This is a genomic window from Citrobacter sp. MGH 55 (genome assembly GCF_016906145.1).
In the GTDB taxonomy this organism is placed as follows: domain Bacteria; phylum Pseudomonadota; class Gammaproteobacteria; order Enterobacterales; family Enterobacteriaceae; genus Citrobacter_A; species Citrobacter_A amalonaticus.
Genome location: NZ_CP070239.1, coordinates 4,249,835 through 4,262,060, shown reverse-complemented (window position 1 = coordinate 4,262,060; position 12,226 = coordinate 4,249,835). Strand labels below are relative to the sequence as shown.

The 12,226-nt window shown below is 48.6% G+C and carries 12 protein-coding genes; 3 read left to right on the top strand and 9 right to left on the bottom strand.

The window, feature by feature from the left end; translation table 11 throughout:
- Positions 1–666 precede the first annotated feature (666 nt).
- The 5 genes from JTI98_RS17855 to JTI98_RS17835 all read right to left on the bottom strand — a co-directional run bounded on the left by JTI98_RS17855 (position 667) and on the right by JTI98_RS17835 (position 4,512).
- Complete coding sequence (locus JTI98_RS17855; RefSeq protein WP_216081611.1) at positions 667–1,413, bottom strand: SDR family NAD(P)-dependent oxidoreductase; 747 nt, start codon at positions 1,411–1,413, stop codon at positions 667–669.
- A gap of 70 nt (positions 1,414–1,483) precedes the next feature.
- Positions 1,484–2,173, bottom strand: coding sequence for a YafY family protein (locus JTI98_RS17850; RefSeq protein WP_216081610.1), 690 nt, complete (start codon positions 2,171–2,173; stop codon positions 1,484–1,486).
- A 383-nt stretch (positions 2,174–2,556) separates the two neighbouring features.
- On the bottom strand, positions 2,557–2,826 hold the full coding sequence (locus JTI98_RS17845) for a hypothetical protein (protein ID WP_187251695.1): 270 nt from the start codon (positions 2,824–2,826) through the stop codon (positions 2,557–2,559).
- Positions 2,827–3,567: 741 nt separating this feature from the next.
- Entirely contained in the window at positions 3,568–4,014 is a 447-nt protein-coding gene (locus JTI98_RS17840; protein ID WP_216081609.1) for a DUF421 domain-containing protein, read from the bottom strand.
- 9 nt (positions 4,015–4,023) lie between these two features.
- Positions 4,024–4,512: a hypothetical protein gene (locus tag JTI98_RS17835; protein ID WP_224267576.1), complete on the bottom strand. Its 489-nt coding sequence runs from the start codon at positions 4,510–4,512 to the stop codon at positions 4,024–4,026.
- A 155-nt stretch (positions 4,513–4,667) separates the two neighbouring features.
- Between JTI98_RS17835 and JTI98_RS17830 the strand changes: the two genes are divergently transcribed.
- Positions 4,668–5,060, top strand: a complete 393-nt coding sequence (locus tag JTI98_RS17830) for a YdeI family stress tolerance OB fold protein (protein ID WP_044264009.1) — start codon at positions 4,668–4,670, stop codon at positions 5,058–5,060.
- Between the two features lie 118 nt (positions 5,061–5,178).
- Here the strand turns inward: JTI98_RS17830 and JTI98_RS17825 are convergent, their stop codons facing one another.
- The 4 genes from JTI98_RS17825 to JTI98_RS17810 all read right to left on the bottom strand — a co-directional run bounded on the left by JTI98_RS17825 (position 5,179) and on the right by JTI98_RS17810 (position 10,311).
- The gene (locus tag JTI98_RS17825; RefSeq protein WP_043001084.1) at positions 5,179–6,528 is read right to left on the bottom strand and encodes a GntP family permease; all 1,350 of its coding nucleotides are present in this window, start codon (positions 6,526–6,528) and stop codon (positions 5,179–5,181) included.
- A gap of 94 nt (positions 6,529–6,622) precedes the next feature.
- Positions 6,623–8,602: a xylonate dehydratase YjhG gene (gene yjhG / locus JTI98_RS17820; protein WP_216081608.1), complete on the bottom strand. Its 1,980-nt coding sequence runs from the start codon at positions 8,600–8,602 to the stop codon at positions 6,623–6,625.
- Positions 8,603–8,612: 10 nt separating this feature from the next.
- Entirely contained in the window at positions 8,613–9,518 is a 906-nt protein-coding gene (locus tag JTI98_RS17815; RefSeq protein WP_127522969.1) for a dihydrodipicolinate synthase family protein, read from the bottom strand.
- A 4-nt stretch (positions 9,519–9,522) separates the two neighbouring features.
- A complete protein-coding gene (locus JTI98_RS17810) occupies positions 9,523–10,311 on the bottom strand; it encodes an IclR family transcriptional regulator (RefSeq protein WP_043001081.1) in 789 nt (262 codons plus the stop codon).
- A 235-nt stretch (positions 10,312–10,546) separates the two neighbouring features.
- On the opposite strand from JTI98_RS17810, the gene JTI98_RS17805 reads away from it, so the two are divergent.
- Positions 10,547–11,338 carry a PhzF family phenazine biosynthesis protein gene (locus JTI98_RS17805; RefSeq protein ID WP_058587889.1) on the top strand — a complete coding sequence of 264 codons (792 nt, stop codon included), beginning with the start codon at positions 10,547–10,549 and terminating at the stop codon, positions 11,336–11,338.
- A 480-nt stretch (positions 11,339–11,818) separates the two neighbouring features.
- Positions 11,819–12,211, top strand: coding sequence for a VOC family protein (locus JTI98_RS17800; protein WP_044328647.1), 393 nt, complete (start codon positions 11,819–11,821; stop codon positions 12,209–12,211).
- Positions 12,212–12,226: the final 15 nt, after the last annotated feature.

The following is a 12,226-nucleotide window of genomic DNA, read 5'->3' as shown; positions in this document are numbered from 1 at the left end:
CGGTCTTGAAAACCGGCGACCCGAAAGGGTTCCAGAGTTCGAATCTCTGCGCTTCCGCCAGATTAAAAAAAGGGGTTACCGAAAGGTAACCCCTTTGTTTTTTTGGCTGTTGGTATAGTGTTGGTATATTCACTTGGTATATTTCCCCATACAGCCAATGAAATCAGTCATCTTTTCTTATCATTGTGCGATCCTGGTGCTCAGGCGAATAACGCTTGCCAACGATTTTTATCGTTTCAACCGCACATCGCTTCTATTTCTGTTTAAACGTCAAGGGTGCGGCCAGTCTGTCCGAATGGAACATGTCCACAGCATGGCGCGAATTTTTATGCCTGTAGAGTGTGTTTATCTCGTGCACGTTAAGCACAATAGCGCTATCAACGGTACCCTGCATCCAGCCTGCGCTGCTATAAACAATAGCGTTGCTCATTATTTCTGCTTCTTGCGCACAACAGACTTAATGATCTTTTATTCTGCTCGCGTTATGCCAGACGCAGATAGGGTTAATGGCACATGTATGACCAATGGAGAGCAGACAATCCATGCGAATAATGTGTCTATTATTGGCCCTACAACGGAAGCGCGAACGACAGGTGTTCTGTCGCTCCCGTTTAGCCAACCACACAGGTGAGGTAATTATTATCATTTAAAAGGGTTAAGTGAATTTTACTCAGCTAAATAACCACCATCAATGGGATAAACGCCTCCGGTGCAAAACGCTGATTTGTCTGACAGCAAAAACAATATGAAGTCTGCTATTTCTTGCATTTTTGCCATCCTTTTCATTGGGTGACTATTTGCGAAACTGCGTACGATATTTTCAGGGAATTCACTCATTCGTGGGGTCTGGACATAGCCCGGCGCGACCGCATTGATTCGAATGCCTTGACATGCAAACTCAAGCGCTGCGGTTTGGGTTAAGCCGATTATACCATGCTTAGCCGTGGTATAAGGTGCCAACCCAGGAATGCCAACCAGTCCATTTACTGCAGATAAATTAACAATAGAGCCACCAGACTTTATCATCTGAGGTATCTCGTATTTTAAGCAGTAAAAAATGCCGCTCAATGAGGTGGCAATGACCTTATCCCAGTTTTCAACTGTCTGCTCTGTAATATTTTTATCATGCTCTCCTGTTAAGCCTGCATTATTTACAGCATAATCAAGCCTGCCAAAATGTTTGATAACGTCATCTATCATTTTCCGTACTTGTTCAGGCTGCGACACATCACATCCGATCCCTATTGCTTGTTGTCCCTGTGAAGATAACCGTTTCGCTTTTTGTTTAGCCTGCTCTGATGAGCGGGATATAATGACGACCTTCGCACCCTGTTTGTGTAATTGCTCTGCGACGGCTTCACCTATACCTGTAGTACTTCCTGTTATCACAGCTACTTTATTCTGAAAATCCATAATTCCCCCTATGAAGTAGGATTGAGTCTTACTGCTGGGGTAGTATACAAACTCGCTATGACAGTTTTTGTCAGTACTCTTTCCCCACGCAGATCCCTTCTTTAATTCTCCATTTTTTCAATAAAGTCGTTCTGCTTTCCCTGTACGTGGAATCCAGTTGCACAATCTCTTCGATTTGGTCAGTTCTGAAATGACGAAAATCATTTCTCATCTCACACCATGCAACCAAAAGCCAGCATGATTCCATATATATCAACGCGATGGGCCATATGACCCGAGAAGAGTAAACATCTTTCTTGTCACGATACGTTATGTTGATTCTTTTTTGATTTTTAATAGCACTACGAATGTCTTCGAAAAATAACTCATTCTTTTCTGAAGGGCCGGTCAGATAGGATTGACTCTCAATAAGATTTTTTAATTCACCGGGGATAACGGCATGTATTTTGGCAAGCGCATTCCTTGCGTTGTTTTTGAAATCATAATCCGTATTATGAGAAACCCAATTTAACCCAAGTATAATAGCATTGATTTCTTCATGAGAAAGATTTAAGGGAGGTAAATGAAAGTCTGACCTGATGATATATCCAATTCCTGCGCCTCCTTCAATAGACACGCCCTGGTGTTGTAGCGTTTTAATATCTCTGTAAAGGGAGCGTACACTTATTCCTAATCGATCTGAGAGAGCGGAAGCTGTGATCGGATATCGTTGTGCCCTTAATATCTGTAATAATTCGAGAAGCCTTTCTGTTCTGGTCATGTTGAAAAATCCATCTTGATCATGGACTTGATCTTAAAGCACCTGCCGGATAAGCATCTTAATACAAAACAAATGTACCTGCTTAAGTTGAGCGACTCCCCGTTGATTGATATCCCCCATATGCTATGCGTCCTTCAGCGGTGATGATGGGCATAAACATCTACTCTTTGTTCAATAGGGACCTTCAGTTTTGCCAGCTTGTCCACGCTATGCCATGGGCAGACAGTGCGTACGTCACTACTGCGCCCAGGTTTTCCATTGAGGGGAATAGTGTGCATATCGGAACACCCGCTCCGGGGCAGATTTGTCCCTGGCTGGGGGAGCCCGGAATGCGATCCTCCCGAGAGGATATTCCGCTTATCCTCTGAGGAAGCTGTGGATTATTAAAGCTCGTGTTGGGTAGTCGAGAGTAAATTCAATATTCTCTCCGTAAGTTTATCCTCATAACCTTCCTCTACCGGGTGATTAAACTTTACAAGTGGAGCAGAACTTCTGGTTTGCTCATATGATCTCTCAAGTAAACCAGGTTCGCCACTTAGGGTGTTTATCACCGTAGATAAAACGTTAATAGCAACCTTTGATGCGTGCAGATCGAGGCTCAGATCATTAAGGTTTTTCTCGAGGATTTCAATGCGTTCATTTACGTCAGCCATGTAATCTCCTGGGTATCTGGGAATAGAGGATTCAAACTAAATACGTTTAACATCAAGGTTATGTGAACCCCGGGTGGATAAATATTCAGCCAGAGGAACGATGTCGTCCGCCGCGAGTGTATCGATGTTGACATGTTGAGAGCGCTGACAGGTCAGTGCTTACATCAGTCGTTCTCCTGTGGTTGGTCTCCACAACATTGTAAAACCGTCCAGTAACAGCATTTATCAGCGCCAGTCGCTTTGCCAGCGATTTTGTAAAAGCAACGATCGCCGCTTTGGTAATCCATAATATTGTATAGACATTAGTCTTGAAGGTTGCTTCTTGCTGCCAACAAGTCGACCACTATCCCGGATAGCTTTCTTCACTACGATCGGGGCAGCGGGACGTGGTTGCTTTTTTCCGACAAGCTCCACAAAGCGTTTTTGTGGGTGTGGACAAGGCGAGCAGGAAAACGCTCTGTCTTTGTCATAATAGCCACCTGTTTTTCATTATATTTATTAGCCATTCATTCACCTCAGTCTATCTTTCTGACAAGCATAAATAAGCGTAGAACAAATTTAATGAATTCGAAGCATCATAAATACAGCCATATCTGCCTCAGCGCAAAGTGCGGTAGCCAGATATCGATTCAGCTGTGGTCGAGGATAACCCCTTGGCAATAAACGTCTTCGCCATCTGTTTCGTTAACACGCCAGCGGTTTTCGCCTCGTTATATGCCGAATTTTTCATTCTCTTTTTCCTTAATCCTCATCAGGAATAATTGAAATATGCCCATTACGCTCCAGAATGGCGTACTTAATTCTACCCGGCTCCGTAATGCCCTGGCTCTGCCGGGCAGCTACTAAGATATCGTCGAGAGAGACATCTACCATTTTCATCTTTTCCATTAATGGTTCGCCGTGCTCCAGCAGAATAACCGGTGATCCATCGAGAGCAGATTCAGCCCCATGCATCTGTTTTTTAATGAATCCGAACAATATGTCGATTGTCACCAACGTGACAATGGTGAGCATTGCTCCGGTAACGGAGAAATCATTGCCTAACAATGCCTGCTGTGTGGCTTCGCTAATAATCAACAGCAAAATCAGGTCGAAACTGGTCATTTGTAATAACGCCCGGCGTCCAGCAATCTTAAACACGACCAGTAAAATAAGATAAATGGCTAAGGCCCTCAGCACCATTTCCATACAGACCTCCTACGGATAAATAAATTGCCTGAAATCGATTTCAGGGCCGGAGTTTAATTGAATAACACTTTTTGCGCTGCCAGGCTTTACGGGGGTAACGAGTAACCAGATAGAGGTATCTTGCTGATTTTCATGCGTGTTATACACCAGGTACAGATCGTCTCCCTTGCTGTACATGCTGTCAGGTTGAGGCCAGATATTCGCTGTCTCATAAAAAGAATTGAAATCTCCACCAATGCGATAAATATTCTTCCCGGATCGTTGGTCTGTAGCAGAGATTTTTAATTTAAATTCTGTTTGCAATCGACCAAACCGTTCAAAATTTAATGTCACCTCCCCGGTAGTATTCGTTTTCATCGAATCACTGAAATAACCACCAGAAAAAACACCGACTATGGCCAGGGAAATAATACACAGTAAAACAACAAACCCAATCTTATGAAATCTCGCTTCAAAATTCAGAAAACGCTGACTCTCTTCAATGCCGGGGACTTTCATGTTTTCTCTGGGCATCTTTAACCTCACCGTTTCGCTTGTATCCCGTCAGTTATCTGATTCGTAACACTATTACCTTTTAAGACTCTTCCAGTTTGCCAGATTAAGGAATAGCAATCAGACTTAATAAGTCAAGTCGACAATGAGATGAGGGTGAAATGAAATTATCCGTGGCACCATTACTATGTTGTTTTTTAATCCCGACAGTGTTTGCTGACGATAATGGTGGGCTGAAAAAAGATACGGCACCGCCGCCGCCTCACGCCCTGGATGAGGGGTATCGTGGTGTTGAAGATGCGAGAACCATGACGGTTCAACAAGCTAAAACCATGCATGACGGCGCAACCATCTCTCTGCGTGGTAATCTGATTGACGATCTGGGTGATGATAAATTTGTTTTTCGCGATAAAACCGGCAGTATCCATACGCTGATTCCACTCTCTGTCTTTGATGGTCGCACGGTAAAACCCGATCAAATGATCAGTATTAACGGCAGTCTGGACACCAAAACGCAACCGCCTGTGGTTCGGGTTAACAGAATACAAAAGTAGCAATACTGCTGCTCGGCTCATTGCTGGCGCTTGTAAGCTGTTAACAGTTGTTTTCTGATACCACGTGAAAGGAGGGGCGCCAGTGAATCGACAACGCGATCCACTGGCGAGAGGGGAATTAAAGAACCATGCTGGCGAGCAGGATAAATATCAGCCCGCAGATGGATAACAGTGTTGACATCAGTGTCCAGGACAGCAGCGTCTCTTTGGTTGTCAGGCCGAAGAAGTCTTTAATCATCCAGAAGCTGGCATCGTTGACGTGGGAGCAGATACAGGAACCCGCCCCGGTGGCCAGCGTAATCAACGCCAGGTTGGTGTTGGGATGTACCGCCAGCAGCGGGATAACCAGTCCGGCAGTCGAGATCGCTGCTACGGTGGCAGAACCCAGGCAAATACGCAGGAACGCGGCAACGCCCCAGGCCATCAGAATCGGATTAATATCCATGCCTGAGACCAGAGTAGAAATATACTGACCCACGCCAGAATCGATGAGCACCTGCTTGAATGCGCCACCACCGCCGATTATCAGCAACAGTCCTGCGATACCGGCAATGGCTTTGCCGCAGGAGTCCATCAGTTCAGGGATTGTCTTTCCGCGACCCAGACCCATGGTATATATCGCGAACAGCAACGAGATCAGCATTGCAATCGTCGAGTTACCTAAGAACAGTAATACGTTATAGAACGTGCCTGACTCCGAGGCGTTTTTAGCATGGGTCATCTGGATAATTGTCACTACCGCCATCAGGATCACCGGCAGCATCGCGGTGAGAAAGCTGATGCCAAAGCCGGGCATTTCGTTTTCGCTGAACCGGCGGGTCGCACCGAGGGAGGCAATATTCCCTTCTTTTTTAAACGCGTCAGGAATAATCCTCTGACAGAATTTGTTCAATATCGGCCCGCAAAGAATAAAGGTCGGAATGCCGACAATAATGCCGTAGATCAGTACCAGTCCCACATCTGCGCCATATTCACGGGCAATAACGGTTGGGCCGGGATGCGGAGGTAAAAAACCGTGCGCGACCAGCAAACCGGAAAGCATGGGCACACACATAAACATCGGCGATATTTTCGCTTCACGGGCGATGGCGAATAAAATAGGTACCAGAAGAATTAAGCCAACTTCGAAAAAGAGTGCGATACCGACGATAAAGGCTGAACAGACTACCGCCCAGTCAAGCCGCTTTTTACCGAAATAATTCAGCATGGTCAGGGCGATTCGCTGTGCGCCACCCGCGTCAGCCAGTAAGCGACCGAGCATCACGCCGAAGCCGAAGATTAAACCAATATGGCCCAGCGTACCGCCAAGGCCGGATTCGACCGACGTGACGACTTTATTCAGATCCATTCCACTGGCAATGGCGACAACAATCGAGACAATAATTAAGGAAACAAACGTATTGAGTTTAATTTTAATGGTTAAAAGCAGGAGTAAAGCAATCCCTGCCACAACGATAATTAGTGGCATAACGTCCTCTCATTGTAGGGTTGCGACCGGTCATAGTCCGACTACACAATGTTTTAATAATGTGTAGCCGGGTTATTTAGCGGTCTGGATATTATTATTTTTGCTTTAAGGTGTTATTCATATAATCGTTCAGGGCCGCACCGATTTTATTCACATCGTAAACACAGCCCGTCCATGTCCCGCCGCTCACTGCCTGAAGCATCGCCCAAAGCCGGGTATCGTCTGGCAGTTCCGGATCAGGAAGTAAATCCTGGTGGCTGGGTCTGGCGTTCAATATTGCGGTAGCCTCCTCCCGTGAGGGTAATTTTTCATCGTTACGGGTTCCGAGGAAATTGACTTCGCCCTGAAGTTCGCGGCAATCAATTTTGATTTCAATAATATCCCCGGTGCGTAATTTACTGATTGGCCCCCCGGCGAGGGCTTCCGGTCCCACGTGACCAATGCACGCGCCAGTGGAAACGCCCGAGAAACGCGCATCCGTGATCAGGGAGACATGCTTACCATAAGACAGATGTTTCAGGGCGCTGGTGACCTGGTAGGTTTCTTCCATCCCGGTACCGGAAGGGCCAACGCCGATAATGACCAGAATATCGCCTGCTTTAATTTTGTCGTGCTTGATATCGTAAATTGCTGTTTTCTCGGACAGATAAACCTTCGCCACCCCTTTATGGCAATAGATGCCTTGATCATCAATTACCGAGGGATCGATGGCGGTGGACTTGATCACCGATCCTTCCGGGGCAATATTGCCGACCGGGAAGGTGATCGTTGAAGTCAGGCCACGCTCCCGCGCGCGTTGCGGTGACATGATCACCTCGTCGGCGTCGATCTGTTCCTGGTCGCGTAGCAGTTGTTTGAATCGCTGCCGCCGCTCGGAGTGTTCCCACCAGTCGAGGTTCTCCTTCAGTGTGCTGCCGGTTACGGTCATCACGTCTTCATGCAGCAATCCAAGACTGCGAAGATGCAACATCACTTCCGGCACACCGCCTGCCATGAATGCATTCACTGTCGGGTGATAAACCGGACCATTCGGGAGCACGCTCACCAGTCGGGGCACACGCTTATTGATGCGGATCCAGTCGTCAACGGTCGGGACATGGCAGCCTGCCTGATGGGCAATCGCCGGGATGTGCAGCAGCAGGTTTGTTGAACCGCCGAACGCTGCATGAACCGTCATCGCATTCTCAATCGCTTTGTCGGTAAGGATTTCCCGGGTAGTGATACCTTGTTTACATAAGTTCAACGCTGCCCGCGCGGAGGCTCTGGCGATCTCTTGCCATACCGGCTCACCGGAAGGGGCTAGCGCAGAGTGCGGGATCGCCAGCCCAAGACCTTCGGCCACCACCTGCGATGTCCCGGCGGTACCCAGAAATTGACAGCCGCCGCCCGAGGAGGCACAGGCCTTACAGCCAGCACGACGAGCGTCCTGTAGCGATAATTCGCCATTAGCGAAGCGTGCGCCGATGGTCTGCACTTTGCCGTTATCTTCTCCATCCTTCGCGGGCAGCGTCGCGCCACCAGGCACCAGCACTGTCGCTTTATCATGCTGCGCGGCGAGGGCCATCATGGTGGCCGGGAGTCCCTTATCACAGCTCGCCACGCCAATAACGGCTTTCGCATCGGGCAGGGAGCGGATCAGGCGGCGCATCACCATTGAGGCGTCATTACGGTATGGCAGTGAATCAAACATGCCCGTTGTACCCTGTGTTCGTCCGTCGCAGGGATCGGAAACATACACGGCATAGGGTAGGGCGCGGTTCGCTTTGATCACCTCTGCTGCCGCTTTCATCTGGATATCCAGCTCGTAGTGACCCTGGTGCAGCGCCAGTGCGATGGGCTTACCGTCTTCCCCGCGTAACCCTCCCAGCGTGCTGAGTAGCAAAATGCCGTCGCGATTCAGCTCATCCGGAGACCAGCCCATTCCGGCATTCATCGTCATCCCGAACAGGTCCCCGCTCGGGCGGTTGATGAGCATCTCCGGCGTCAGCGGCAGTTCACCGTCAGGCCCATCGGCGTGCGTTCTGACGGTGTAGATATCGTGACTCTCGTCAGCAAAAATAGAGCGAACAGACATGATCTTCTCCTCAGAGCGATATAATTCCCTGCGCGACCAGCAGCGCATGGACTTTTTCTTTGGCTTCTTCTGACACATCGAGAATCGGCGGCAAGCAATACGTCTCCACCGGCAATCCCACGCACTGCATGCTGTATTTGATCAGTGAGACAAACGGCGTTTCCAGGGCGTAAATCGCCGGCAGTTGCAGCAGCTTTTGATTCAGGGTAGCGGCAGTTGCCAGATCGCCCTCGCGCCAGGCGTGGTAGATACCGACAGAGAGCTCCGGAGCAAAGTTCGCGCTGGCGGATATTGCGCCATCGCCACCCAGCAGCAGGGTGTTGAGTAAATGGTCGTCGTAGCCGCAGAAGACCGAAAATGACGGGCGCACTGACTTAACGGTGTTAATCATTGCGCGCAGATGGCCAACGCTGTCGATAGTGTCTTTGATCCCGACGATGTTCTCATTTTGCAGCGCCAGACGTTTCACGGTCTCTGGGGTTAAGTCCTGACCGGTCAGATCCGGAAAGTTGTACAGGATCACCGGCAGTGTGACGCTACGGGCGATCTGCTGGTAATAGTCGTCAAGATTGCGTGACGCGACTTTCCAGTAGTAGGGATTAATTGCGACGACGCCGTCAGCGCCGCAGGCCTGGGCATGTTGTGCCAGTTTGACCGCTTCATCAGTAGAAGGCGAACCGACGCCAATCAGGACCGGAACCCGACCACCGACAACGGCAACGGCTTCTTCGGCGAACGCCATTCGCTGGGCGGTATTCATCTGGCTAAATTCCCCCCCGGTGCCAAGGTAAAACAGCCCGTCGACTCCCTTATTGATCAGGAAGTCGGCAACCTGACGCATTGCTGTTTTATCAATGGTCCCGTCACGATGAAACGTGCTGGATACCGGTGGAATAATGCCGCTGAATTTTCTCATTACCTCAGTTTCCTTTTCGTAAATACTCATTTTCGTTTCTGTAGCCCAGCCCATAAGATATTTGCCCGGCACATTTGCGGAGCAGTTCCAGATAGCCGTCGATCTTATTTCCTGAATAAACTACAGGATCGCCTGACAGCGAGATCGCATAGTTGACCCGGTTATACATATTGAATACCGGCATACTTAAACATACCGCGCCATAGGTTGATTCTTCACTGTCTATGGCCCATCCCCGAAGTCGTGTTTTTTGCAACTCCTCCAGAAATAACTTTTTATCGGTTAACGTATTGCGCGTATGCGGCGTTAACGTGATCGCATCTAAAAAATAATCCAGTTCTTCCCGTGTTTTCCAGGCTAATAACGCTTTACCCAGCGCGGTAATGTGTAATTCCAGTTTTTTGCCAATCCAGCTTTTACTCGTTGGCACTGATTCCGGGCTTTCAACCTTGTCGAGATAGATAGCAGAATAGCGCTCCATTGCCCCCAGGTGACAAACCAGGCCGCTTTTCAGCGACAGCTCCTGCATAGGCCGTTTCGTCACCTCAAAGATATTTTGGCGGTGCAGTGCCTGACAACCCAGTTCGTAGTTTTTTATTCCCAGCGAATAATGGCCATTTTTGTTTTTAATTAAGAAGCCGCACTCCACCATCACATTTAATAAATTAAGCAGGCTGCTTTTGGGATACTGGAATTCTTTTAATAGCTCCATATAACTCGCCACGCCTACCCATGCAATATGGGTTAATATTTTTTCGGCACGGACTAATGAATTACACCCTTTGCGAACCATACTGGCTCCCTCCTGTGGTTAGAATAAATAATATCGGCATTGCACAGTTGAAAATATGCCTTGTTCAACATGCTGAACCGTAATGCGATGATTAAATGTGATCTTGTGCGCAGTTTTAATAGCAGAATTATTGCACTGCCATTACGCTGAATATGAATACCTGAAAATGAAAGACGACAGGTCGTCGTGGCATGATAAAGTGTAAATTACACAAAGAACATTCGAGGTTTGCGCGATGCAACAAATTGATTTTTACATGGTTGATGCCTTCAGTACCACGACGTTTGGCGGCAATGCCGCAGCAGTCTGTCCGCTAACCGAATGGTTGCCTGATGAGACGTTACTGAAGATGTCTAAACAACATAACCAGTCAGAAACGGCCTATTTTGTCCCCACTGAAAACGGCTTTGAGCTGCGCTGGTTTACCACGCAAGGAGAAATCAATCTGTGTGGGCATGCCACGCTGGCGGCAGCTCATGTCATCTTTGAACATCTGGATTATCCGCGCGACAGTATCCATTTTACTACCCGATTTGTTGGCCCGCTGACTGTTGCACGTAGCGGTGAATGGTTGACGCTGGATTTTCCTGCCTGGGGAACCGAGTCCGTCACGCCGCCGTCTCTTCTACTGGAGGCGTTGGGTATCACGGAATACAAAGACATGCGCGTCGGGCGGGATTATATGGTGGTGCTGGATAATCAGCAACAGGTTGACGTGCTGCGCCCGAATATCCACGCGATGATCCCTTTAGGGAAAATGGTTTGTGTCACCGCACCGGGTGAAGGGAAATACGATTTTGTCAGCCGTTTCTTCTGTCCAGGAGAAGCCGTAGCGGAAGATCCCGTTACCGGTTCAGCGCATAGCATGCTCATTCCTTACTGGGCGGAAAAACTGAACAAAACGGAGATGCTGGCGTATCAGGGGGCCGAACGCGGTGGGGAGCTACGCTGTCAGAGTGCCGGGGAGCGTGTACATATCGGCGGACAGGCAACCACGTATTTGCTGGGTAAAGTTTTGTTGCGCTAGATAGCCCTGATACCAGTCACTACAAGACTCACGAAGTCAGGATGAAGGCGCATCATGCTTAAACCGGAGTATGTCATCAGATTGAATGTCTGTCGGAAAATGACCGTAAAAAGCCAACAGCCGTAAAAAATCCGATCGGCAAATACATACCCCGCTCATTGAGCAATGTCAGAACCACATTCTCATCCATCTTATTTTATCCATACATACTGGATGGCGTACTGAGCGGAAAAGGGACATGAAAAAAAATTCCAGCGTTGCCATCCTGCTCACCGGCCAAGAGATACGTTGAGACCAGCAAAACGGCGATCGCCGGGGATATAAGTTCAATCAATTTTCATTACGGTATAGGTCTGTTCTATTGATCTGACGCGCTTAACGACTCGCTGCCGTTCGGTATGTTAGTCACACGTAACCTGACGGTGACGCCCGCAGGGGGATCAAGCGGATAATCCCTGCGACATCAAATGAGGAGGGAGTATGTTTTCTTACATCATGCTGGGTACGAACGATCTGCCACGTGCGATCGGTTTCTACGATCCGTTAATGGAGCTGCTTGGGCACCCGAAAGCAGGCCGTGGCGAAGAGGGCGCATCATGGGGGATGTTCAGTGAAAACCACACCACCGGATTGTGCGTTGGCAAACCCTTTGATGGCCAGGCCGCAGGTGTCGGAAATGGCACGATGGTGGCGCTGAATGCCCGATCCGTCGAACATATCCAACAACTTCACGCGCTCGCTCTTCGCCTGGGCGGCACGGATGAAGGCGCGCCGGGTCACAGACCACAGTATGGACAAGGCTTTCATAGCGCCTATGTCAGAGATCCCGACGGCAATAAGCTGGCGTTTGTCTACTATGCAGACGAATGCTGAACATATCTTATGCAA

Coding starts and splice junctions, on each gene's coding strand:
- JTI98_RS17855 (WP_216081611.1), bottom strand. CDS start 1,413: ATGGATTTTCAGAATAAAGTAGCTGTGATAACAGGAAGTACTACAGGT.
- JTI98_RS17850 (WP_216081610.1), bottom strand. CDS start 2,173: ATGACCAGAACAGAAAGGCTTCTCGAATTATTACAGATATTAAGGGCA.
- JTI98_RS17845 (WP_187251695.1), bottom strand. CDS start 2,826: ATGGCTGACGTAAATGAACGCATTGAAATCCTCGAGAAAAACCTTAAT.
- JTI98_RS17840 (WP_216081609.1), bottom strand. CDS start 4,014: ATGGAAATGGTGCTGAGGGCCTTAGCCATTTATCTTATTTTACTGGTC.
- JTI98_RS17835 (WP_224267576.1), bottom strand. CDS start 4,512: ATGAAAGTCCCCGGCATTGAAGAGAGTCAGCGTTTTCTGAATTTTGAA.
- JTI98_RS17830 (WP_044264009.1), top strand. CDS start 4,668: ATGAAATTATCCGTGGCACCATTACTATGTTGTTTTTTAATCCCGACA.
- JTI98_RS17825 (WP_043001084.1), bottom strand. CDS start 6,528: ATGCCACTAATTATCGTTGTGGCAGGGATTGCTTTACTCCTGCTTTTA.
- yjhG (WP_216081608.1), bottom strand. CDS start 8,602: ATGTCTGTTCGCTCTATTTTTGCTGACGAGAGTCACGATATCTACACC.
- JTI98_RS17815 (WP_127522969.1), bottom strand. CDS start 9,518: ATGAGAAAATTCAGCGGCATTATTCCACCGGTATCCAGCACGTTTCAT.
- JTI98_RS17810 (WP_043001081.1), bottom strand. CDS start 10,311: ATGGTTCGCAAAGGGTGTAATTCATTAGTCCGTGCCGAAAAAATATTA.
- JTI98_RS17805 (WP_058587889.1), top strand. CDS start 10,547: ATGCAACAAATTGATTTTTACATGGTTGATGCCTTCAGTACCACGACG.
- JTI98_RS17800 (WP_044328647.1), top strand. CDS start 11,819: ATGTTTTCTTACATCATGCTGGGTACGAACGATCTGCCACGTGCGATC.